The organism is Streptomyces sp. NBC_01410 (assembly GCF_045040195.1).
In the GTDB taxonomy this organism is placed as follows: Bacteria; Actinomycetota; Actinomycetes; order Streptomycetales; family Streptomycetaceae; genus Streptomyces.
Window position 1 is genome coordinate 1,011,471 of sequence record NZ_CP109530.1, and the last position, 20,505, is coordinate 1,031,975.

Below are 20,505 nucleotides of genomic sequence, written 5' to 3' on the forward strand. Positions count from 1 at the left end.
GCCGTCGTCAGAGGGTGTCGACGGTGAGTCCTGCCCTCTCGGCCGAGTCGAAGGAGTCGTCGACGGCGACGACGTCACGGCCTGCGGCGTCCAGCAGGGAGGCTGCGATGGCGGCGCGCATGCCTCCCGCGCAGTGCACCCACACCTGCCCTTCGGGGACCTCGTGGACGCGACGGTGCAGGGCGTGGATGGGGATGTGGACCGAACCCTCGATGAAGCCCGCCGACCGTTCGGAGGCCCGGCGGACGTCCAGCACGACGACGCCGTCCTTGGAGTGCCCCGCAAGATCGGCGAACGTGGCCCGTGAGAAGGAGGCGAGGTCCTCGCCTTCGCGCGCCCAGCGCGCCGGTTCTCCGGTGGCCGCGGCGGCCGGGCGGTCGATGCCCACCCGGACCAGCTCGCGCTGGGCGGCGGCGAGCTGCCCGGCGGACTCCGCAAGCAGCGTGACCGGCTTGCCCCAAGGGATCAGCCAGGCCAGGTAGGTGGCGAGCTGTCCCTCGGCCTCGAAGTTGAACGAGCCGACGACGTGTCCTTCGGCGAAGGCGACCCGGTTGCGCAGGTCGACCACCCATTCCCCGGCGGCCAGCCGTGCGGCGATCTCCTCGGCGTTCGCGACGGCGGGCGGGCTCAGGTCGACCGGCGCGGGGCCGGCGGCGTTGGCCGGGCCCATGTGCGTGTAGTACGCGGGGATGTCGTCCAGGCCGGCCAGCAGGTCGGCGACGAAGGTGTCCACGTCACGGGTGAGCGCCTCGTTGGACGCCTTCTCCTTGCCGATCGTGGTGTACTCGCCCTCCGCCTGACCGGAGGAGCAGAAGCTGCCGAAGCCGTGTGTGGGCAGCACCGCCGTATCGTCCGGCAGCTCGGTGGCCAGGCGGTGCGCGGAGGCGTGCTGGGCCTGGGCGAGGTGTTCCGTCAGCCGTGGTTCGACCAGGTCGGGTCGGCCGACGGTGCCGATCAGCAGCGAGCCGCCGGTGAACACCGCGACGGCCGTCCCGTTCTCCTCCAGCGCGTAGGACGTGTGGTGCGGGGTGTGGCCGGGTGTGGCCAGCGCGCGCAGAATCAGTCCGGCGGTGGCGTCGATCTCGGAGCGGTCGCCGTCGTGCACCGGTACGCGCTCGTAGGAGACCCGGGCCCCGGCGGGGACGAGGTAGGCGGCGCCCGTGAGCCGGGCCAGCTCCAGGCCACCGGTGACGTAGTCGTTGTGGACGTGTGTCTCGACGACGTGGGATATCCGCACCCCGCGCCGCGCCGCTGCCGTGATCACCTGGTCGATGTCACGCGGAGGATCGACTGCCACCGCCGTCCGCTCGCCGCCTGCCAGGTAGCTGCGGTTGCCGAGCCCGGCCACCTCGATCGTGTCGATGAAAAACACGAGGCACTCCCTTCCATGAAATTACCCCTGGGGGTATATCTGGACGGTACACGAGTACCCCCGGGGGTATTTTTGAAAGAAGGGGCAGCCCTGCGGGACGGCTGACGGCTACTTGGCACAGGGCCGGACACCCGTCCCACCCGCACCGCACAAGCCGAGGAAAGGCCATCGCCATGCGTTACGACCGCACCGTGCACCTGGACGCCGACTTCGCCACCACCGTCGCCCGCGTTCGCGAGGCCCTCGCCGAGCAGGGCTTCGGCGTCCTCACTGAGATCGATGTCACGGCGACGCTCAAGGCCAAGCTCGATCACGACATGGAGGACTACGTCATCCTCGGCGCCTGCAACCCGCAGCTCGCCCGCCGCGCTCTGGAGGCCGACCGCACCGCCGGCCTGCTGCTTCCCTGCAACGTGGTCGTCCGCAGGGACGGCGACCGCACCGCCGTACAGGCCCTCGACCCCGGCACGATGGTCACATTGACCGAACTCGATGCCCTGCGCCCAGTCGCCGAGGAAGCCACCCGTCGGCTCGACGCGGCACTGGCCTCCCTGACCGAGGCGAGGACGGCCGGCTGAGCCGCCTCACAAGCCCAACTGCGTCCGGGCCGACTGACCGTCAGACGCCCGGTTTCCCCTGGCGTGAGCCGCCCGTCCGGTGAGCAGCTGCTGAACGAGGAAGCCGAGGGCTGCCGAGCGGCGCGTGGAAGAGAGCGTGTATCGAGCGGGGCTGGACAGTCGCCGACCAGGGCGGCGGGAAATGATCTCCATCAGCGCGGGAAACGATCTCGGCTGCCATTGCTCAGCCGCTGACCAGCGCATTCCGTCGGTTCCCCACAGACAGAGAGAAACCGACGAAACGGGTCTCTGCCAGTGACGAAAGTCGTGGTGGGGGCTCGTTTCTCGTTGGTCGGGCCCGTGACGGCCCGACTCGGTACGTACCGGGTGGTTTTTGCGTGAATGAGCCCACACCATGACATGCCTCACGGTGCGGGCTCTGCTTGTTCGATGATCTTCGGTTGGTGTGCGCTGGCGTTGATCTCTAGCCGGTGGGTGCGAGGTACCCGGTGGGGGTCCAGCTGCCCAGCGGCTTGGTTCTCCGCCTGTGGTGGGTGCGCCTGCGGGGGCGTTCCCATTGAGGGCGAGGGTCTCGACCCAATTTTTGGTCTTCCGGCGGTTGGCGTGGGCCAGCTGGAAGACCAGGAGGATGGTCTGGGCGGCGATTCCGCGGATGCGGCGGGTGTCGGACGCCTCAATGGCTTCGGCGAGGGGGTTCTTCGCGTAGCCGTTGTAGCCCTTCGACGCTGTTGCGGAGCCGGAAGTAGACCTTCTGCCATTCCTCGTCGCCGTACTCGAGGGCCTGCCAGTGCTTGGCGCCGGCAGCGGGGGCGACGGTGCCGCTGCGCTGGCGGCAGACCGCGACCGGTCCGGTGGGGCTCGGCTCCGGGTCGACCAGCGGCAGGTGGATGCCGCGGCAGAGCGAGTGCGGCTTGAGGGGGCACTGGACCTTGCCGGCTTCGGCCGGGCACATCATGCGCTGGTACCCGTTGGCGTCCTCGTTCTCCTTGGGCATCAGGCGGTAAGCCCTGCGGGCTTCGATGCGTTTGGCCCAGTCTCGCGGTCGATGCGCTCGGCGTAGAGGTCTTCGGTGGCATCGATGAGGTCCTGCGGCATGGAGGGGCAGTACCAGGTCCCCTCGACCATGATCGCGCCCTCTGTCCCGGCTTGCTTGCCGAGCTGGTCGACCCGGTAGTCATAGACCGGCTTGTAGCCAAGGGCTCGGACCGGCAGCTGCCATTCATTGGGGTCGTATGTCACGTACGTCCTCAACCAGCGAGCCGCTCGGAGAGAACGGCGCTCAAAGACGTTCGCGGAAGCGTTGACGGCCGTCGAGGAGTACCTCGAGATGCCGTACCGGATCCGGCGACGACCTGACTCCGCCGAAGCGCGTCGAGAGCTGACCGAGGAGATCAGCTCCATCCTCGCCCGAATGGCGTTCCACCAAGCATGGCTCCAGATCGAGGCATCGTCGGTCGCTGGTCCCTAACGCCACACTCGTGGCCACGGCGCGTTCCGAGGTCGGGGTGCAGATGAGCCAGGCGTGGCAGCAGCCGCCGATCACTTCGGACAGCGGAATGAACCTGGGCACCGCCTATCCCCGCGACCGCTCCAATGCAGCCCGGGCAGCGCGCCTCGAGGCGATGCGCCGCCACTTGTGATCAGCGCCCACCAGGAGCGTGGGAAAGATCTTAGGTATTACCTGCTCCGAGGCGCACGGAGGTCTGGCTCTGGCCTCATTGAGTGGAGGCCGTGACTGCAGGGGAAGTTGAGAGTGGAACTTCCCCTCCCTCCGGCGCTGTCGCAGACCAGCTGGCGACGTCGTTAGCCTTCAGCGACATTCCATGAATTGCAAAATTCTGCAATTCAATACATGCTGTGGTGGCTGTGTCCGTAGGTAGCCGCGGGCACAGCACCAAGCGACACCCCCGACGGGGGTTGAGGAGAGTTCGAGGGTCGTGCCGGTTCCGCTGTATCAGGCCAAGGCAGAGTTCTTCCGGATGCTGGGGCATCCGGTGCGCATCCGTGTGCTGGAGCTGCTGCAGGGCGGGCCGATGCCGGTGCGGGATCTGCTCGCCTCGATCGAGGTGGAGCCGTCGGCCCTGTCCCAGCAGCTGGCGATGCTGCGCCGGTCGGGGATCGTGAGCTCAACGCGGGAGGGCTCGACCGTGGTCTACGAGCTCGCGGGCGGGGATGTCGCGGATCTGATGCGGGCCGCACGGCGGATCCTCACCGAGATGCTGGCCGGGCAGAACGAGCTGCTGGCGGAGTTGCGGGAAGCCGAGGTCGCGGCGCAGTGAGTGCGGTCTTCACCCGGGGCATGGGCCGGGTGCGTTCCCTGCTGCCCGCCCGCGCCGACTTCCTGCTCATGGCGCGCAACCCACGCCGCGATCTGCTGGCGGGCCTGACGGTGGCGATCGTGGCGCTGCCGCTCGCGCTGGGCTTCGGGGTGTCCTCCGGGCTCGGCGCGGAGGCGGGGCTTGCCACCGCGGTGGTCGCCGGTGCGCTCGCCGCGCTCTTCGGCGGCTCCAATCTCCAGGTTTCCGGCCCCACCGGGGCCATGACGGTGGTGCTGGTGCCGATCGTCGCCGAGTACGGGCCCGGCGGGGTGCTGACGGTCGGAGTGCTGGCCGGGCTGATCCTGATCGCACTCGCCCTGCTGCGCGCCGGGAAGTACATGCAGTACATCCCGGCCCCGGTGGTGGAGGGTTTCACCCTCGGCATCGCGTGCGTGATCGGGCTTCAGCAGATCCCGAACGCGCTCGGGGTGGCCAAGCCCGAGGGCGACAGGGTCCTGGTGGTGACCTGGCGGGCAGTCGAAGCGTTCGTACGCACACCGAACTGGACCGCCGTCGCGCTCACGGCCGGTGTCGCCATCGTGATGCTCCTCGGTGCGCGCTGGCGGCCGACCGTCCCCTTCTCGATCGTCGCGGTGATCGCCGCGACCCTCGTCGCACAGCTCTTCCATCTGGACGCTGCCGCGCCGATCGGTGATCTGCCGTCCGGGCTGCCCGCTCCGTCGCTGGGCTTCCTCGACCTGTCGGCGCTCGGTTCTCTGATGGCCCCGGCGGTCGCCGTGGCCGCGCTCGCGGCGCTGGAGTCGCTGCTGTCGGCCACCGTCGCGGACGGTATGACGGTGGGCCAGAAGCACGACCCGGACAAGGAGTTGTTCGGTCAGGGCATCGCGAACCTGGCCGCGCCGCTGTTCGGTGGCGTCCCGGCGACGGCCGCCATCGCCCGTACGGCGGTCAACGTCCGTACCGGCGCGGGCTCGCGGCTCGCGGCGCTCGCTCACGCCGCCGTCCTCGCGGTGATCGTCTTCGCCGCCGCCCCGCTGGTCTCCAAGATCCCCCTGGCCGCGCTCGCGGGCGTACTGCTGGCGACCGCGATCCGCATGGTCGAGGTCGGCGCGTTGCGCGCCATGGCCCGCGCGACCCGATCCGATGCCCTCGTGCTCGTACTGACGGCGGTCGCCACGCTCGCCCTGGACCTGGTCTACGCGGTGATCATCGGCCTGGTCGTGGCCGGGGCACTGGCCCTGCGGGCTGTGGCCAATCAGGCCCGGATGGATCAGGTGGACTTTAGGCCCGACCTGCCCGGCGAGCACAGCGACGAGGAACACGCCCTGCTGGCCGAGCACATCGTGGCCTACCGGATCGACGGGCCGCTGTTCTTCGCCGGCGCGCACCGCTTCCTGCTGGAGCTGAGCGAGGTCGCCGACGTCCGGGTCGTCATCCTGCGCATGTCGCGCATCACGACCATGGACGCCACCGGTGCACTGGTCCTCAAGGACGCCGTGCAGAAGCTCAACCGGCGCGGCATCGCCGTCATGACCTCCGGGATACGGCCCGGACAGCGGCGCGTCCTCGACTCCGTCGGGGCCCTGGACCTGCTGCGGCTGGAGGGGCGGGAGTACGCCACCACCCCCGAGGCCATCGCCGGTGCCCGCGCCCATCTGCAGGGTGCCGGCGTGCTGCCCGTCGTTCCCGCGCAGTCTCCCGCCCCCGTCGCCGAGGAGGCTTCCCGATGACCGTCCCCGTCTCCCGTCGCATGGTCGAGGTGTCCGGCACCGAAGCCCTGTGGCTGCTCGAAGGTGCCGCCCAGGGACGGCTCGTGTACGTCCAGCGCGAGAGCGCGGTGATACGCCCGGCGGTGCACATCCTCCAGTACGGCCGCTTGATCGTACGCACCCCGGCCCAGGCGGCAGCCCTGTCCGGCAGGGCCGCGCTCACGTACCACGCGGACGAGATCCGCGTGGCTGGCGGCATCGGGTGGACGGTGACGGCGACCGGTCCGGCCGAGGTGATCACCGATCCGGATGAGGCGGCCCACTACCGCCGTACGCTGCCCGGCTGGGTCCACGGCCCGCACGACACCCTCGTCCGGATCCGCCCGCAGACGGTGACCGGCTTCCGCCTCGCCCACGAGGGTGCCTGATGGCCGCTCAGCTCGAGAGCCTGCCCTACCGGCATGTGCTGACTGTTCCCGCCATAGGGTCCGCTGTCCGGATAGCGCGCGAGACCACCGAACAGGTGCTGGTGGAGTGGGGCATCAGCCGGCGCCACCCCACGGTCGATCCCGCGTTGCTGATCCTCGGCGAACTGGTCACCAACAGCGTGCGGCACGCCGCCGTGCTCTCCCCGAACGTCACGGTGATCTACGCGGCGGGCCATGACACGTTCGCTTTCGCCGTCCACGACCGTCACCCCTATCAGCCAGCCCTGTACGCCACGGCTGGCAACGGGGGCAGCGGGCTGGCCACTGTCGTCGAGCTCACCCTCGGCCTCGGCGGCACCGCGGTCGTACGCGCGGACGCTGACGGCCGTGGCAAAAGCGTGTGGATCACCCTCCCCCTGTGAGAACGAGAGAGCGACGATGACCATCGAGTGGCGTTACACCACCCAGCAGGACTTCTGTGTCCTCTCGCTGGCCGGGTATCTCGGCGCTGATGCCGTGGCCCGCTTCTCCGGCGCCGTCGGCTGGGCCCTGGCCCGTGGCACGGGACCGGTCATCCTTGACCTCACCGAGCTGCGCGGCTGGTCCATCGGTGGCCAGCTCGCCGTCGCCCAGGCAGCACGCCAACTCGCGGATGAGGGACGGCGCCTGGAACTCGCTGCGATCCCCGCGGACGGCTCCCTCGTCCCAGACGGCACCCACCCGCCGATCCCCGTCCACTGCGACCTCGAAGCCGCCCTCGCGGCGTACGACGACGTGAGTGGCCAAACGCGTGAGTGGCACAGCGACGACTGGCCCGGCGCGCGGAATGTGGCGCCACAGGGCCTGATGTAAGAGATACACAGGAACGAAAGCAGACAAGGAAGCAGTATGAGCGACGTGATCGTGAAGGACAGCAACGGAACCCCGCTGGAGGACGGCGACTCCGTGACGCTGATCAAGGACCTGAAGGTGAAGGGCACCTCCGAGACACTCAAGCGCGGAATGCTGGTGAAGAACATCCGCCTCACTGGCAAGGCCGGCGAGATCGAATGCAACACCAAGAAGGTCAAGGGCCTGGTCCTGAAGACCGAGTTCCTGAAAAAGGCGTGACCTCAAGGCCACCCTGGCGTTCGTCCGGCGCTTCTCCCTGCCGTCACCTCCTGGCCGACGGCAGGGGCAGCGCCGCAGCTGTTCCACGACGTCACGGTGCAGCGCGTGGTCAGCCGGAGGGCGGTGCCTGGGCGCCGAGGGCGGTGTCCAGGTCCGCGTAGATGGTCATCGAGTCGTGGTGGATGACCCGTGACTGCGTTGCCTCGATGCGATCCAGGCCGCACAGTACGAGGGAACGCTCAGTCTTCCGCAGCGTGGCGGCCGCCTGCAGGACTGCACCCTCTCCTTCGGTGCTCCAGCCCAGCAGTTCGGTCAGGTCCAGGATGACGGCCCCGGTGCTGCGGGCCGCTACCCAGGCGAACCCCTCCGAGAAGCGCCCGACCGCGCTGCTGCCGAGGAACCCGGCGAGACGCATGACTGCCACGCCGCGCTGCTCTCCGAAGCTCCAGCTGATGCTCATGGGCGGCGCCGTTCTCAGTGCTCGCCGTCGGACAGCTTCGGGCTGCCGGCCAGGGGGGCGGGGTGCCCGATCCAGCCGCGCTCGAGGTCCATGCTCAGCAGTCGCTCATGCCCGCAGCGGGGGCATGAGCCCGGGTTCGACTGCCGCGGGCAGGCACTTGAGGCGGCACGCAGGGCACTTGAGCAGAGACTGCCACCACGCAGTCGTGGGATTCGCATCCCGAACCTCCCACTCTCGACCTTCGGAATTGCTAATCTTAGCAATTCCCGAGGTCATCACGTCGGTGTGATGGCGCGAGGATGACCCCATGGTGAAGAGTTTTGGGTGGATGCGATGCACGGTGCAGGCTTGGCAACGATCGTCCGGCCTTTCGGCGGCACGCCCGGGCGCGGGGCCGGTTCAGTGAGCGCGCCGCTGTACCAACTGAAGGCGGAGTTCTTCAAGACGCTGGGGCATCCGGTGCGGATCCGGGTCCTGGAGCTGCTGAGCGAGCGCGAGCATGCGGTCTCCGAGATGCTCCCGGAGGTGGGGGTCGAGCCTGCCCACCTCTCGCAGCAGCTGGCCGTGCTGCGCCGGGCCAATCTGGTCATAACCCGCCGGGAGGGTTCGGCCGTCTTCTACTCGCTGACCAGTCCGCAGGTGGCTGAGCTGCTGAGGGTCGCGCGGTCGATCCTGTCCGGGGTGCTGGCGGGCCAGGCCGAACTGCTCGCCGACCTGCAGGCGGCGGCGTCCGAGGGAGAACCGCGGACCTGAGCCGTCCCCAGACCGGCGGCCGCCCTTCGGCGTGCATGGACAGCGCTCTGCGCGGCGAGGGGCGGCCGCCTTCAACCCGCCCGCGCGCCGACAAAATCTCAACAAAACAGGCAAAGCGCAAAAAAAGGGCGTAACTCCGGCTGTGGAGACGTCCATTAGCCACCTGCGGAAGAGTCCTCACCAGCATCCGGGAGGGGCGTTCATGGGCCTGCTGCGCAAGATCCGCGACACCGGGCGGGTGGCTGAACCTGCTCCGCCCCGGTCGGTGGAACCGCTGCCGATGGCGCGCGGGCTGGGCGGGTCGGTGCAGGTGCGCTGTGTGGATGCCGGCTCGTGCAACGGATGCGAGATCGAGATCGCGGCGGCCTTCGGCCCGGTCTACGACGCGGAGCGGTACGGAGCCCGGCTGGTGGCCTCGCCCCGGCATGCGGATGTGGCCCTGGTGACCGGGCCGGTCACGCGGAACATGGCCGAGCCGCTGCGGCGCACGGTGGCGGCCATGCCCGAGCCGCGGCTGGTGGTCGCGGTCGGGGACTGTGCGATCAACTGCGGTGAGTTCGCGGGAGGGTACGGGGTCGAGGGCGCGGTCGCCGATGTCGTACCGGTCGATCTTGAGGTGCCGGGGTGCCCGCCGACGCCGGACGACATCGTGGCGGCGCTGCGGCGGGTGACCGGCCGGTGAGCCTGGTCGCGGCCGCCCTTGGTGCTGCCGTCGCCATGGGTGGGGCCGGAGCGGCGGCGGGTGCCGGGCTGCCGGTCCGGTGGCGCATCATCGCCGCCGGAATGTGCATGGCGGGGGTGGGGGTGGCCGGTGGTGCGGCGGGTGTGGCTGTACTGGGCGGAAGGCGATGGTCGGCCGAGCTCCCGGGGCTGCTGCCGCTGGCCGGGGTGCATCTTGAAGTGGATGCGCTGTCGGGGCTGTTCATGGCTGTGGCGGGGGCCGTGGTGGCGGCGGTGGCGGTGTACGGCATCGGGTATGCGTCCGGGCACGGCCCGCACGGGCTGGGCTCACGGGCGGCGCAGACGGTGCTGCCGCTGTTCGCCCTGTCGCTGGTGCCTGCGGCGGGATCGGTGTCCACGTTCGGCTGTCTCGGCTACGTGGCCCGCGCCAGCGGGCTGCCCGGCACCGACGCCCGCGTCAGCCACCCCTTCACCACGTACGACTCCGAAATCGCCGTCCCCGTCCGCGACACCGGCGACGTGCTCGCCCGCTTCCTCGTCCGCCGAGGAGATCGACGTCTCCCTTGCCCTGATCGAGCACCTCACCGACGGCCTCGCCCCAGGTGCCGTCCTCGCGCCGACGCCCGCACCGGGCGTGGGGCCAGGAAGCGGCGTCGGCATCGTCGAGGGCTGGCGCGGCACCATCACCACCCGCATCGAGCTCGCCCCCAACGGCACTCTGGCCCGGGTCAAACCGGTCGACCCGTCGTTCTTCAACTGGCCGGCACTGCCCGTCGCCCTCGCCGACACGATCGTCCCGGACTTCCCACTGACCAATAAGAGCTTCAACCTCTCCTACGCCGGCAACGACCTATGACGCGGCCCGCTACTTCGGCGCGTGCTCGCCCACGTAGAACAGAAGCCAGATGAAGCCGGCGAACAGGTGCGTTGCGAAGACGTAGACGAAGACGCGCAGCATGACGCCGCGTTCCTTCCACCTCTCCAGGTCCATCGGCTGCTTGGCTTGCTTCTTGTTCCCGTCATCACTCACGGCCTTGCATCTCCTGGGGTCTCTGGATAAGGAATCCGGAACCGGACGAGCACGACCTTGCCGTCGTGATCCACGGCCGGTTCCGCGCTGACATCGCCGTCGTACATGTCGGCGAGCTCAGCGACTGTCCGCAGACCCTCACCCCTTGTGTCCGCGGCGAGGCAAGGGAGGCGAGGGTCCCCTCGGTGACCGCAATCACCAGCTGTCCGGCACCGACGGTTATCCCGACGTCCGTCACGGGAGTGTGCGCCGCGTGCCGGATCACGTTGGCGACCAGTTCGCTGGCCACCAGCAGCACTGCGTCGGCGAATGCGGAGTCTGCGGCGATGCCGACCTTCGGCAGGTGCTCGGCCACTGCTTGCCGAGCTTCCCGCACCGCCTCCGGCGCCACTTGGACGGACACGATGTGCCGCTGGACCGAAGGCAGGGTGTGCTCGACTGCCGCCGCGGGCAAGTGCTTGCGCCACGGCCTGGACCTGTCCATCCCCATCACGGAGCCGCTTCCTTCTCCGCCTCGCGCAGCTCGGCCAGCAGCTCCTGCTGCCCAGCCAGCAGGACAGACAGGATGCGCCGCGCGGCAGCCAGCAGCTCCGCCACATCCCCGCCCGCCAGTTCGTACACCACCGTCGAACTCTCGCGGGTGGCCGTGACGATGCCCGAACGGCGCAGCACCGCCAGCTGCTGCGACAGGTTCGACGGCTCGATCTCGATCGCCGCAAGAAGATCACGGACCGGCATCGGCCCGCCCTGCAGCAGTTCCAGCACCCGTATCCGCACCGGATGCCCCAGCATCCGGAAGAACTCCGCCTTCGCCTCATACAGCGGAACCGGCACCTCGCTCACCCTCCTCCGCCCCCACGTCGATCCCGTGGTCGCTCGCGAGCCGAAGCGCATCGTCCAACTCTTCCTGCGCTACCGCCGCGCCGTAGGCGTCCTCGGCCTCCAGCGCGGCCTCCAAGGCGGCCCGCGCTTCCCGGATACGCTCCAGCACCGCCTCGACGAACCCGCCCACGGCCACCCTTCCCACCTCGGCACCCTTGTCCGGCTCGGCAACTAACAAATTGAAGAACTCTTCAATCCTAGCCCTGAGTGGTGCGGAGTAACACCACTCCCGGGGGACGGCGCCCCCGGTTCGAATCGCTCCAATGGTTGGGCGGTTGTTCGCCGTCGATGATGCGGACAAGCGCGGTTACGTCGTACTCGTACTGCCCGCCGACGGCAGCTGGAAGGACAAGCCCGGCCGGATGCTGGGGGCCGACGCCCGCTGGTGGACCGTGCCCGAACTTCGGTCGGAGCGGGTCACGGTCGAGGCGGGCAGATACTCGATCTGGTGGACGGCTACTGGGAGGGGTGGCTGCCCGACGGTGAGAGGTCGCTGGTGTGAGGGCCGTACTTGAAAGGAGGCTCGCGAGGCCATTGCTCGACGTTCGGAGACCTGACGAAGGGCATCCGCTGTCCTTCGGCATCGGGATGCTCAGCGGCGGCCTGCAGCACTTCGACGACTTCCTCACCCGGGCGGCCGTCCTCATACCTGCCGGCAATCCTTCGGCGCGTATTTCCTCAAGGACGAGGGCACGTCCTGGCGGCGCGTCTTCGGCTTGGCTGGCTTTGCTGTCCTCATGGCTGCGGTCATCAGCTTCGCCGGTCTGCGCCGGCTGGCCTCCAACATGGCCGAACAGCCGGGAGCCGGAGGCCACGGCAGCGGCACGGAACAGGAAGCGGACGATCACCAGCCCGAGGAGGACCAGCGCGGGGAAGCATCCCCCGCAACCGAAGCTCCCAAGGCGAGTTCCACGCCTGCGACAGGCGGCGGCGCCCCGGAATCCGGGCACGATGACGGGCACAGCCACTGACCCGCAGGCGCCCTGTGACCGGCCCGGACCAGGACCGTGGGATACGATCTTGATATTCGCGGGAAATGGTCACTTGTCAGCCCGTCATCGGTCCTGATCAGCGCATTTCGTCGGTTGCCCACAGACCGCCCGCTGCGTCATCGCGACTCTCCTCAGTCCGGTTCCATGTAGGGGCGGCGGAAGACTGGGGCCTGGCCGGTGCCGTAAGGGCGTACGGCTGCCAGCGCCTGGACGACGGCGGCCTCCAAAGGACCGCTGGTGTCGACCGTGACCGCCTCCGTCCATGGCGACTCCTTGCCTGCCATGGCGGTGGCCACCTCCAGCCCTGCGTCGGATGCTCCGGGGGCGCGCGTACGCAGGCGGGCCGCCGACACCTCGCCCGGAACCTGGCAGTGCAGGGCCACCAGGTCGGCGCTGACGCGTTCGGCCATGCGCAGGGCAGCTTCGCGCTGTTCCGCATCGGACCAGGTGGCGTCCAGGACGACGGACTCTCCCGTGGACAACAGGGCGGATGCGCGGTCGAGCAGGGCCGCGTAAGTCTTGGCGGTCCACTCGGGTGTGTACAGACCCTCGCCGTAGCCGGTCGCCGCGGACTTTTCCGCCGGGATGCCCGCCAGCTCCTTGCGGAGGCGGTCGCTGCTGAGCAGCGTGACGCCGAGGCGATCGGCCAGTGCGCCGGAGAGTGTGGACTTCCCGCTGCCCGGCAGCCCGCCGACGAGCGTCAGGCCGACAGCGGAAGTCCGCAGGTGACGCAGCGCCGTCAGGACCAGTCGCCGTGACGCGGACTCAGCGCCGGGCGCGCCCTGCCGGGCCTGGATGAGGGAGACCTTGGCCCGGACGAAGGCGCGGTAGGCGACATAGTGGTGCCGCAGGGACGGCGGCGCCGGGTCACCGGAGTACTCGCTGTACTGGGCGAGGAAGAACCCTGCGGCCTCCGGGGCTCCCCGCTGTTCCAGGTCCATGGCCAGGAAGGCGGCGTCGTCGAGGCCGTCGACGTAGCGCAGGTGGTCGTCGAACTCCAGGCAGTCCAGGACGCGCGGGCCGTCGTCGAGGCAGAAGATGTCTTCCGCGAGCAGATCGCCGTGGCCGTCAACGATCCGCCCCTGCGCGATGCGCGTGTCGAACAGTTGCTTGCGGCCGGCGAGGTAGCGGCGCACCAGCCGCTCGACCTCCTCCACGTCGTCAGAGGCGTGTGCGTCGTCGGCCAGCGCGTGGACCTGCGCGAAGCTGGCTTCCCAGCGCGACGACAGCGCGTCCCGGGTGCCCTGCTCGTCCACGTCCCGGCTGCGGGGCGCATCCGCGTGATGGGCGGCGAGCTGCCGGGCGACGGCCCGCAGGGCGTCGTCGACGACGACGCCCTCGCTTATCAGCCGGGAGAGGCGGCGCTCCGACGGCATGCGGCGCATCACGACGAGAAGTTCCGGCGTGTCCGCGCCCGGGCTGCGAAACTCTCCCAGGCCCAGGTAGACGTCGGGGGCGAAGCGACGGTTGAGAGCCAGTTCCCGCTCGCACGCCGCACGCCGAGCCGCCACGGTGGAGTAGTCCAAGAAATCCAGGTCCACCGGCTTCTTGAGCTTGTAGACGCGGTCGCCGACGAAGAAGACGACCGCGGTATGGGTCTCGCACACCTCTGCTCGCGGGAGCGGCGGCCCATCAATGCCAGTGCCTGTCCGGAGCGCAGACGCGTCGGCCTGATGCATCGACACCATCGGCTCGCGGCGGCGGCTCGGCTCAGTCATGGGCGACGACGGCGACAGGGCAGCGCGCGTGATGGATGGCGGCCGTGGCCACGGAACCCAGACGTGGCGCCACGGCGGGACGATGCTTGCGTCGGCCGACCACCAGCAGCCCGGCGCCCTTGGCGGCCCGTACCACGGCCTTGGCGGGGCTTTCGAGATCGACGCTGTCGGCCACCTCCACGCGCGGAAACTTCTCGCGCCAGGGACGGAGGGCCTGGCTCAACTGATTTTGCGCGTCCTGCGTGATCTCTTCGGTCACGTCGTGATCCACGCCCCAGGGAACACGCGCATGGATCGGCACGCTTCGGCCATGGACGGCCCGAAGAGGCATGCCCCGCGCTGCGGCGGTGGCGAAGGCGAATTCGAGCAGGTCGTCGCATGGGCCGTGCAATTTCAGAGCCACCACTACGCCGCCTGCCGTACCTGGGGTGGGCGGTGGCCCTTCTTCGGGGGCTTCGGCACGTACCAGGACCACCGGCCGCTCGGCCCCTGCCACGACGGGCAAGCTGATGTCGCCCAGGAAGTAGCTCTCGACGGGCTCCAGCCCCCGCGAACCGAGCACGATCATCTCGGACTCCGATGCCGCTTGGAGCAGTGCGTCCTGGGCGTCGTCGGCGACGAGGTTGCCGACGATGGAGAGGCCCGGGTGACGCGCCTGGAGCTCTGCCCGCGCGTTGTGCACGATCCGCTTCGCCCAGTAGTTCTGGTCCATCTCGGCGGGGATGCGGGTCGGTTCCGGCACCAGCAGAGGCCACGCGTGCAGCAGGCGCAGCGTGAGCTTGCGCCGCTCGGCTTCGTCGGCGGCCCAATGGGCGGCGGCAAGGCTCTCGGGTGAGCCGTCGAGGCCCACGGTGACGACTGGCTCCATGGCGACTGCCTCCGTCTCGTACCAAGCTGGAACGACGGTGAGCGAGTCCGGCTGACCGGGCTGCTGTCGTCCCCCGTGCCCTTGTTGGTGGCCTTGCAGGCGACCTCGAGGCGTACTCGATGTGTGAGCATCTGCGCCGATGCGCCGAGCACGGCCGCTTCTCATTCGAGGAGTACCCCAAATCTTCCAGCGGCGCATGCGGACCCCGATGCGGCAGGGCTCGGGTGGGCGCGGAATCCGGCGGGAGGAGGTAAGAGCAGTGGCGATTCCTCTGGGTGCCGGTCCGCTGACGTACCGGTGTTCCAGTCAGGCTCCGACCACACACCCGGTCCTCATTTCGCGGGTGGCGTGGGAACGGTGATCACCGGGCAGACCGCGCGGTGCAGCAGTCCATGCACCACCGACCCCAGGCGCATGCCTGTGTAGCCGCCGCAGCCTCGTCTTCCGACGACAACAGACAACGCATGTTCAGAGCTACGGGCAAGCTCTTCCACAGGGTGGCCGCGCACGACCTCGTGGGTCAACCGGACGTTGGAGTACTTGTCCGCCCACCCGGCAGTGGATTCCGAGAGCAGCCTGCGGCGTTCGTTGAAGCCTGCCGACTCGTCGCCGTGGGCGAACACCGGGCGTGGCCACGCCCAGACCGCCCTACTGGAGGTCTCGACCGACGCATACGCGGCGCGGCTGTCCCGTACCTTGCCGTGTACACGATGCGCAGCGGCTGCCCTCGTAAGTCCGCCTCGGCCGCGGCCCACAGCATGGCCGCAGCGGCGCTGGCGGCGTCCACGCCCGCAATGACCGGCCCGGTTTCCGGTCTTTCGGATGCGTCGGAACGACGAAGGCACGTGTGGTGCTGGATACCGGAGCCACTGCGCTCACCGGCTACGGGGTCGCGCACCGTAACCCGGTGGACGCGGACGTGCCGGAGATCGGTGACGAACTGGCGGCGGGCAGGGCCATGCGCGACCTCGGCCAGCACCTGGTGGATGTCGCCCAGCGCAACATCGAGGGCATGGGCACTGCCGCGACCGGCCCGAGCACCCGCCGGATTGCTGGTATGTGACCGCCGATGGCGAAGCAACGTGGACAACCTCATCGGTTGTCCGGTGTCGGCCCGGAGACCCGCGCCGGTGAGCGCTGGTTCCGTCTCCAAGGGCGGGGGCGCTGACGTTCTTGCAGTCCGCCTCGCCGTCACGGCCTGGACACGCGTACTGCTGTGACCTTGTACTCGGGGCAGGACGTGACGGTGTCCGAGCGGTCGGAGGTGAGGCTGTTGACGCCGCTCGCCGGGAAGTGGAAGGAGCAGAAGACCTGGCCGGGTGCCGTCTCTTCGCCGACCCGGGCGACCAGCAGGGCCCGGCCGTGTCGGCTCTCCACCGTGACCTGCTTGCCATCGCGCAGTCCGTACCGGGCGGCGTCGTCGGGATGGAGGTCCAGGTGGTCGACCGGATCGAGCCTGAGGTTGCCACCGCGCCGCGTCATGCTGCCGGAGTTGTAGTGCGCCCAGCGCCGCCCGGTGACCAGGACCAGCGGATACGTCTCGTCGGGCTGCTCCCCCGGCGGGAGATAGGGGGCGGCGGCCAGATGGGCCCGGCCGTCCGCGGTGGCGAACCGGCGCCGGTACAACGTGGCTTCCCCAGGGCGGTCGGGACCGGGGCAGGGCCACGGGACGGCGTCCTCGCGGTCCAGCCGGTCGTGGGACAGACCGGCGAAGAGGGGAGTGAGCCGGGCGCACTCGGCGAGGGCTGCGGCCGAGGTCGGGCAGCCGAGGTCGACGCCCAGGGCCGAGGCGAGGGCGTGTACGGCCGCGAAGTCGGTACGGGCTTCTCCCGGCGGGGAAACGGCGGCGCGCACCCGCTGGAAGCGGCGGTCGAAATTGACGAAGGTGCCGTCCTTTTCCAGCCAGGACGCGACCGGCAGCACGACGTCCGCGCGGCGGGCCGTCTCGGACAGGAACAGCTCATTGCAGACGACGAGCGGACAGGCGGCCAGGGCCTGAGTCACCCGCTGCGTGTCGGGGTCGGTGGCGCACACGTCCTCCCCCACGATCCACAGCGCTCGCAGATTCCCGCCCCGCGCGGCCGCGAACATCTCGGGGATACGCATCCCGGGCCGCTGCGGAACGGGCGCGCCCCACAGTTCCTCGGCCCGTGACCTGGCAGCAGGGTCGGTCACCTTCCGGTACCCGGGCAGGACATCGGGCAACGCGCCCATGTCGGAGGCGCCTTGGACGTTGTTCTGGCCGCGCAGCGGATTGACCCCATAGCCGTTACTCGTGCCGACGGCGCCCCGCAGGATCGCCAGGTTGGACAGGGCGCGGACCCCGTCGGTGCCGTGGAGGTGTTCGGTGACGCCCAGGCCGTAGACGATTGCGGGCTGTTCGGCACGGCCGTAGAGCCGGGCGGCAGCGACCAGGTCCACGGCGGGCACGCCGGTGATGTCCGCCACCCGGTCGGGTGGGTAGTCGGCGAGCAGCTCGGCGAGTTCCGGCAGGCCGGTGGCCCGCTCGCGAAGGAAGTCCGTGTCGGTCAGGCCTTCGGTGAGCAGCACATGGGCGAGGCCGTGGAACAGGGCGACATTGGTGCCGGGGCGCGGCCGCAGGTGCACGTCCGCGTGCAGGGCGAGGCCGACGGCCCGCGGGTCGGCGACGACCAACCGGGCTCCGTGCAGCACGCGTTGGAGCAGTCGCGCCCCGATCACCGGGTGGGCCTCGACCGGGTTGGCCCCGACCACGAGCAGGCAGTCGGACCGCTCGACGTCGTCGAAGCTGTCGGTGCCGCCGGGCAGTCCGAAGGAGGCGGCGAGGCCGGCTGCGGACGGGGAGTGGCAGAGCCGGGAGCAGTTGTCGATGTTGTTGGTGCCGATCGCGACCCGCATGAATTTCTGGATCAGGTAGTTCTCCTCGTTGGTCGCCCGAGCGGAGGAGATGGCTGCCACGGCGTCGGGGCCGCCCGCGTCAACAGCTGCGCGCAGTCCACGGGCGATGTGGTCCAGCGCCTCGTCCCAGCCGACGGGCTCCAGTCGGCCGTCGCGTTGTCGCAGAAGGGGCCGGGTGAGCCGTTCGGGCGAGGTGAGGTATCCGTGGGCGAAGCGGCCCTTGACGCACGCGTGCCCCTGGTTGACCGGACCGTCCCGAGCGGGCAGAACCGCGCTGACCTCGCCGTTCCGGGTGGTGACCTCAAGGGAGCAGCCGACACCGCAGTAGCCGCAGGTGGTGCGTGTGAGTCCTGCCTCCGGCCGGTTCGCCGAGGTGAGCCCGCGCCCCGGGCCCGGCTCGGTGATCGCACCGGTGGGGCAGGTGTCGACGCAGCCGCCGCAGGCCACGCAGTCCGACTCGGCCCACGGTCCGCCGGTACCGGGAGCCACGACGGTGTCGGCGCCCCGGCCGGCGAGGGTGAGCGCGAAGGTGCCCTGCACCTCGGAGCACATGCTGACGCACCGGCCGCAGGCAATGCACAGGTCGCGGTCGAGGTGAACGTACGGGTGGGACTCGTCGCTGCCCCGGCCTCCGGCACCCTGCGCCGCCTCGGAGCCGATCCCCAGCGACCGGCAGGCTCGCGCCAACTCGCTGCGGCTGTCGGCGGCGAGGGCCCTCGGCGGCAGGGCGGAGGCGATGAGCTCCACCGCGTCCCGGCGCAGCAACCGCAGATCGTCGGTGCCGGTTTCGACACGTGCCCCTGCGGCGGCCGGGGTGACACAGGCCGCCACGATTCGGCCGTCGGCCCGTACCAGGCAGGTACGGCACGATCCTGCGGGGCTGAGCCGGTCGTCGTGGCACAGCGAGGGCAGGTCGATGTCCGCCGCGCGCACGGCCGAGAGCAGCGAGGCTCCCTCGGGCACCTCGACGCTCCTGCCGTCAACGTCGATCCCTGTCACTGGTCCCATCCCGCCAGCCGGTCGCCGTACGCGCGGGCGAGGCTGCGCACCGCGGGCGGGATCCGGCGCCCGAAGGCGCACAGGCTCGCCTCGGCCAGCACCCGCGACAGCCGTCCGTATTCCTCTCCGGGCGGTGCGCCCGCAGAGGCCATCTCCAGACCGCGGCGTGAGCCCACGCGGCAGGGTGAGCAGGCGCCGCAGCTCTCGGCGGCGGCGAACTGCCAGATGTGCCGCAGCACATCCTGCGGTGCCACGCTCCGGTCGAAGGCGACCAGCCCGGCGTGGCCAAGGGCGGCGCCCCGGGCAGCGAGGTCGGCCTCCGTCAGCGGCACGTCCAGCGCATCGGCGGCCAGGAAGCCGCCCAGCGGACCGCCGACCTGGAGTGCCACCAGCTCGGCGCCGTCCTTCAGGCCGCCGCCCAGCCCGGTGACGATGTGCCGCACCGGAGTGCCGAGTTCGACTTCGTACGCACCCGGCCGTGCGAACCGTTCGGACAGGCAGACCAGCTTGGTCCCGGTCTCGGACGCCGTTCCGCGCCGGGCATATGCCGAGCCACCGCGCCGGACGATCCATGGGACAGCCGCAAGGGTCTCGACGTTGTTGACCACGGTCGGTGCACCCCACAGCCCGCGCTCGGTCGGGTACGGCGGGCGCGGCCGGGCACATCCCCGGCCGCCCTCAAGACCAGCGATCAGCGCGGTCTCCTCACCGGCGACGTACGAGCCGGCGCCTTCGACGACCTGGATGTGCAGGGTGGTGGTCGTTCCGTACAGGGACGGCCCGAGGTGACCGTCCCTGTACGCCTGCCCGACCGCCTCGCGCATCCGGGCCAGGGCCATCGGATACTCGGAGCGCACCAGCACTACGCCCTGGGACGCTCCACAGGCGAAGCAGGCCAGGGCCAGCCCTTCCAGCACCCGTCCCGGGTCGGCCTCCATCAGCAGCCGGTCGGCGTAGGAGCCGGGATCGCCCTCATCCCCGTTGGCCACGACCACGGTGTCAGGACGGCGGCCCGCCGCCGCCCATTTCGCGGCCACCCGGAACCCCGCGCCGCCGCGCCCCCGCAACCCGGATGCGGCCACCTGCCGGTGGACCTCGTCAGGAGTAAGTGCTGTCACCGTTCGGAGCCACACCTGCCACGGGCGCTCTCCGGACACCTCACCGCCCAGCAGAACCGGGTCGCCGGTTGCGTCGGCCGCCGGGATCCCGGGTGCCCGCGGTGGCTCCCGGCCCGCGAGTTGAGCGGCCAGGGTCGGGCCCGTACAGGGCACATCCCCGTCGAGCGCGGCGGGCCCCGCGTAGCAGTATCCGAGACAGCGCACGGCCTGTACCGACGTCCCTCCGTCGGATGAGGCCGTGCCCGCGGTAACGCCCAGCTGGCGCTCGACAGCGGTGAGATGCAGACCGGCCTGCGCGGCGAAGCACGCTGTCGCGGCGCAGACCCGGATGTGACGGCTACCGTGCGGGGCGGCGAAGTCCGCGTAGTAACGGGCCGCTCCGAGCGCGGCAGCGGCAGGCAGGCCAACGTCGGCGGCGACGGCCGGCGCCCAGGCCTCGGGGTGGGTCGCCGTGCCCGTCCGGGCCACGGCCAGCGACGTCATCAACCGGTCTGCAGGTTTCCCACGCCGTTCGGCGAGGGCCCTGAAGGCGTCGAAACGGTCGGCGGGGCAGACGCGCACCATGCCTTCATCGTGGAGTCCTTCGCGGGGGGCCGCATCCGGGGCCGCCGTCGCCCGACTCGTCTCCTCGCTGCCCCGGCGCAGTCCCGA

At 70.3% G+C, this 20,505-nt stretch carries 25 protein-coding genes and 2 pseudogenes; 14 read left to right on the forward strand and 13 right to left on the reverse strand.

The window, feature by feature from the left end:
* Positions 1 to 7 precede the first annotated feature (7 nt).
* The gene (locus tag OG741_RS04700) at positions 8 to 1,372 is read right to left on the reverse strand and encodes a rhodanese-like domain-containing protein (protein ID WP_405595411.1); all 1,365 of its coding nucleotides are present in this window, start codon (positions 1,370 to 1,372) and stop codon (positions 8 to 10) included.
* Positions 1,373 to 1,545: 173 nt separating this feature from the next.
* Here OG741_RS04700 and OG741_RS04705 point away from each other — a divergent pair, with 173 nt between their 5' ends.
* Positions 1,546 to 1,950 (forward strand): DUF302 domain-containing protein, encoded by a 405-nt coding sequence (locus tag OG741_RS04705; protein ID WP_405595413.1) that lies wholly within the window; start codon positions 1,546 to 1,548, stop codon positions 1,948 to 1,950.
* 673 nt (positions 1,951 to 2,623) lie between these two features.
* Here OG741_RS04705 and OG741_RS04710 read toward each other — a convergent pair.
* Entirely contained in the window at positions 2,624 to 2,944 is a 321-nt protein-coding gene (locus OG741_RS04710) for a hypothetical protein (protein WP_405595415.1), read from the reverse strand.
* A complete protein-coding gene (locus tag OG741_RS04715; RefSeq protein ID WP_405595417.1) occupies positions 2,944 to 3,351 on the reverse strand; it encodes a hypothetical protein in 408 nt (135 codons plus the stop codon). The genes OG741_RS04710 and OG741_RS04715 overlap by 1 nt, the downstream gene beginning before the upstream one ends.
* A 536-nt stretch (positions 3,352 to 3,887) precedes the next feature.
* Between OG741_RS04715 and OG741_RS04720 the strand changes: the two genes are divergently transcribed.
* From OG741_RS04720 to OG741_RS04745, 6 genes are read left to right on the forward strand one after another with little or no spacing between them, the layout of a single operon-like run.
* Entirely contained in the window at positions 3,888 to 4,229 is a 342-nt protein-coding gene (locus OG741_RS04720; RefSeq protein WP_405595420.1) for an ArsR/SmtB family transcription factor, read from the forward strand.
* A 20-nt stretch (positions 4,230 to 4,249) separates the two neighbouring features.
* Positions 4,250 to 5,959 (forward strand): SulP family inorganic anion transporter, encoded by a 1,710-nt coding sequence (locus OG741_RS04725; RefSeq protein WP_405605399.1) that lies wholly within the window; start codon positions 4,250 to 4,252, stop codon positions 5,957 to 5,959.
* Complete coding sequence (locus tag OG741_RS04730) at positions 5,956 to 6,366, forward strand: pyridoxamine 5'-phosphate oxidase family protein (protein WP_405595423.1); 411 nt, start codon at positions 5,956 to 5,958, stop codon at positions 6,364 to 6,366. The genes OG741_RS04725 and OG741_RS04730 overlap by 4 nt, the downstream gene beginning before the upstream one ends.
* Positions 6,366 to 6,788: an ATP-binding protein gene (locus tag OG741_RS04735; RefSeq protein ID WP_405595426.1), complete on the forward strand. Its 423-nt coding sequence runs from the start codon at positions 6,366 to 6,368 to the stop codon at positions 6,786 to 6,788. The genes OG741_RS04730 and OG741_RS04735 overlap by 1 nt, the downstream gene beginning before the upstream one ends.
* A gap of 16 nt (positions 6,789 to 6,804) precedes the next feature.
* Positions 6,805 to 7,218 (forward strand): STAS domain-containing protein, encoded by a 414-nt coding sequence (locus OG741_RS04740; RefSeq protein ID WP_405595428.1) that lies wholly within the window; start codon positions 6,805 to 6,807, stop codon positions 7,216 to 7,218.
* A 36-nt stretch (positions 7,219 to 7,254) separates the two neighbouring features.
* Complete coding sequence (locus OG741_RS04745) at positions 7,255 to 7,476, forward strand: alkylphosphonate utilization protein (protein WP_405595430.1); 222 nt, start codon at positions 7,255 to 7,257, stop codon at positions 7,474 to 7,476.
* A gap of 109 nt (positions 7,477 to 7,585) precedes the next feature.
* On the opposite strand, the gene OG741_RS04750 is transcribed toward OG741_RS04745, so the two are convergent.
* Positions 7,586 to 7,936: an STAS domain-containing protein gene (locus OG741_RS04750; RefSeq protein ID WP_405595433.1), complete on the reverse strand. Its 351-nt coding sequence runs from the start codon at positions 7,934 to 7,936 to the stop codon at positions 7,586 to 7,588.
* Positions 7,937 to 8,338: 402 nt separating this feature from the next.
* Here OG741_RS04750 and OG741_RS04755 point away from each other — a divergent pair, with 402 nt between their 5' ends.
* The 4 genes and pseudogenes from OG741_RS04755 (at position 8,339) to OG741_RS04770 (ending at position 10,226) form a co-directional block, all read left to right on the forward strand.
* Positions 8,339 to 8,689: a helix-turn-helix transcriptional regulator gene (locus OG741_RS04755; protein ID WP_266486502.1), complete on the forward strand. Its 351-nt coding sequence runs from the start codon at positions 8,339 to 8,341 to the stop codon at positions 8,687 to 8,689.
* A 202-nt stretch (positions 8,690 to 8,891) separates the two neighbouring features.
* Positions 8,892 to 9,371, forward strand: a complete 480-nt coding sequence (locus OG741_RS04760) for an NADH-quinone oxidoreductase subunit B family protein (RefSeq protein ID WP_405595435.1) — start codon at positions 8,892 to 8,894, stop codon at positions 9,369 to 9,371.
* A 242-nt stretch (positions 9,372 to 9,613) separates the two neighbouring features.
* Positions 9,614 to 9,853, forward strand: a pseudogene (locus OG741_RS04765) (hypothetical protein); the annotation flags it as partial.
* Positions 9,854 to 10,004: 151 nt separating this feature from the next.
* A complete protein-coding gene (locus OG741_RS04770) occupies positions 10,005 to 10,226 on the forward strand; it encodes a hypothetical protein (protein ID WP_405606002.1) in 222 nt (73 codons plus the stop codon).
* 9 nt (positions 10,227 to 10,235) lie between these two features.
* Here OG741_RS04770 and OG741_RS04775 read toward each other — a convergent pair whose 3' ends face one another.
* Genes OG741_RS04775 through OG741_RS04790 form a run of 4 tightly spaced genes read right to left on the reverse strand, consistent with a single transcriptional unit; the run spans position 10,236 to position 11,460 of the window.
* Positions 10,236 to 10,361 carry a DUF6126 family protein gene (locus OG741_RS04775; protein ID WP_266486505.1) on the reverse strand — a complete coding sequence of 42 codons (126 nt, stop codon included), beginning with the start codon at positions 10,359 to 10,361 and terminating at the stop codon, positions 10,236 to 10,238.
* 31 nt (positions 10,362 to 10,392) lie between these two features.
* Positions 10,393 to 10,890, reverse strand: a complete 498-nt coding sequence (locus OG741_RS04780; RefSeq protein WP_405595437.1) for an ATP-binding protein — start codon at positions 10,888 to 10,890, stop codon at positions 10,393 to 10,395.
* Positions 10,890 to 11,234, reverse strand: a complete 345-nt coding sequence (locus OG741_RS04785) for a helix-turn-helix transcriptional regulator (RefSeq protein WP_266486510.1) — start codon at positions 11,232 to 11,234, stop codon at positions 10,890 to 10,892. Before OG741_RS04785 ends, OG741_RS04780 begins: the two co-directional genes overlap by 1 nt.
* On the reverse strand, positions 11,215 to 11,460 hold the full coding sequence (locus OG741_RS04790) for a hypothetical protein (RefSeq protein ID WP_405595439.1): 246 nt from the start codon (positions 11,458 to 11,460) through the stop codon (positions 11,215 to 11,217). Before OG741_RS04790 ends, OG741_RS04785 begins: the two co-directional genes overlap by 20 nt.
* Before the next feature lie 85 nt (positions 11,461 to 11,545).
* Between OG741_RS04790 and OG741_RS04795 the strand changes: the two genes are divergently transcribed.
* Positions 11,546 to 11,797, forward strand: a complete 252-nt coding sequence (locus OG741_RS04795; protein WP_405595442.1) for a hypothetical protein — start codon at positions 11,546 to 11,548, stop codon at positions 11,795 to 11,797.
* 222 nt (positions 11,798 to 12,019) lie between these two features.
* Complete coding sequence (locus OG741_RS04800; protein ID WP_405595444.1) at positions 12,020 to 12,253, forward strand: hypothetical protein; 234 nt, start codon at positions 12,020 to 12,022, stop codon at positions 12,251 to 12,253.
* Positions 12,254 to 12,405: 152 nt separating this feature from the next.
* On the opposite strand, the gene OG741_RS04805 is transcribed toward OG741_RS04800, so the two are convergent.
* The 3 genes from OG741_RS04805 to OG741_RS04815 form a co-directional block, all read right to left on the reverse strand.
* Positions 12,406 to 13,881, reverse strand: coding sequence for an AAA family ATPase (locus tag OG741_RS04805; protein ID WP_405595446.1), 1,476 nt, complete (start codon positions 13,879 to 13,881; stop codon positions 12,406 to 12,408).
* A gap of 103 nt (positions 13,882 to 13,984) precedes the next feature.
* Positions 13,985 to 14,860 (reverse strand): universal stress protein, encoded by an 876-nt coding sequence (locus OG741_RS04810; protein WP_405595448.1) that lies wholly within the window; start codon positions 14,858 to 14,860, stop codon positions 13,985 to 13,987.
* Between the two features lie 332 nt (positions 14,861 to 15,192).
* Positions 15,193 to 15,483 (reverse strand): universal stress protein, encoded by a 291-nt coding sequence (locus OG741_RS04815; RefSeq protein ID WP_405595450.1) that lies wholly within the window; start codon positions 15,481 to 15,483, stop codon positions 15,193 to 15,195.
* A gap of 206 nt (positions 15,484 to 15,689) precedes the next feature.
* On the opposite strand from OG741_RS04815, the pseudogene OG741_RS04820 reads away from it, so the two are divergent.
* Positions 15,690 to 15,923, forward strand: a pseudogene (locus OG741_RS04820) (dsRBD fold-containing protein); the annotation flags it as partial.
* A gap of 128 nt (positions 15,924 to 16,051) precedes the next feature.
* Here the strand turns inward: OG741_RS04820 and fdhF are convergent.
* Complete coding sequence (fdhF, locus tag OG741_RS04825) at positions 16,052 to 18,736, reverse strand: formate dehydrogenase subunit alpha (RefSeq protein WP_405595452.1); 2,685 nt, start codon at positions 18,734 to 18,736, stop codon at positions 16,052 to 16,054.
* Complete coding sequence (locus OG741_RS04830; protein ID WP_405595454.1) at positions 18,733 to 20,418, reverse strand: NAD(P)H-dependent oxidoreductase subunit E; 1,686 nt, start codon at positions 20,416 to 20,418, stop codon at positions 18,733 to 18,735. Before OG741_RS04830 ends, fdhF begins: the two co-directional genes overlap by 4 nt.
* Positions 20,419 to 20,505: the final 87 nt, after the last annotated feature.

Bases quoted from the DNA above. Each gene is read 5' to 3' on its own strand.
- OG741_RS04745 (WP_405595430.1), top strand. From the start codon at position 7,255: ATGAGCGACGTGATCGTGAAGGACAGCAACGGAACCCCGCTGGAGGAC.
- OG741_RS04800 (WP_405595444.1), top strand. From the start codon at position 12,020: ATGGCTGCGGTCATCAGCTTCGCCGGTCTGCGCCGGCTGGCCTCCAAC.
- OG741_RS04730 (WP_405595423.1), top strand. From the start codon at position 5,956: ATGACCGTCCCCGTCTCCCGTCGCATGGTCGAGGTGTCCGGCACCGAA.
- OG741_RS04830 (WP_405595454.1), bottom strand. From the start codon at position 20,418: ATGGTGCGCGTCTGCCCCGCCGACCGTTTCGACGCCTTCAGGGCCCTC.
- OG741_RS04710 (WP_405595415.1), bottom strand. From the start codon at position 2,944: ATGCCCAAGGAGAACGAGGACGCCAACGGGTACCAGCGCATGATGTGC.
- OG741_RS04775 (WP_266486505.1), bottom strand. From the start codon at position 10,361: ATGGACCTGGAGAGGTGGAAGGAACGCGGCGTCATGCTGCGCGTCTTC.
- OG741_RS04810 (WP_405595448.1), bottom strand. From the start codon at position 14,860: ATGGAGCCAGTCGTCACCGTGGGCCTCGACGGCTCACCCGAGAGCCTT.
- OG741_RS04740 (WP_405595428.1), top strand. From the start codon at position 6,805: ATGACCATCGAGTGGCGTTACACCACCCAGCAGGACTTCTGTGTCCTC.
- OG741_RS04715 (WP_405595417.1), bottom strand. From the start codon at position 3,351: ATGGAGCTGATCTCCTCGGTCAGCTCTCGACGCGCTTCGGCGGAGTCA.
- OG741_RS04705 (WP_405595413.1), top strand. From the start codon at position 1,546: ATGCGTTACGACCGCACCGTGCACCTGGACGCCGACTTCGCCACCACC.
- OG741_RS04750 (WP_405595433.1), bottom strand. From the start codon at position 7,936: ATGAGCATCAGCTGGAGCTTCGGAGAGCAGCGCGGCGTGGCAGTCATG.
- OG741_RS04725 (WP_405605399.1), top strand. From the start codon at position 4,250: ATGGGCCGGGTGCGTTCCCTGCTGCCCGCCCGCGCCGACTTCCTGCTC.
- OG741_RS04760 (WP_405595435.1), top strand. From the start codon at position 8,892: ATGGGCCTGCTGCGCAAGATCCGCGACACCGGGCGGGTGGCTGAACCT.
- OG741_RS04780 (WP_405595437.1), bottom strand. From the start codon at position 10,890: ATGGGGATGGACAGGTCCAGGCCGTGGCGCAAGCACTTGCCCGCGGCG.
- OG741_RS04795 (WP_405595442.1), top strand. From the start codon at position 11,546: ATGGTTGGGCGGTTGTTCGCCGTCGATGATGCGGACAAGCGCGGTTAC.
- OG741_RS04735 (WP_405595426.1), top strand. From the start codon at position 6,366: ATGGCCGCTCAGCTCGAGAGCCTGCCCTACCGGCATGTGCTGACTGTT.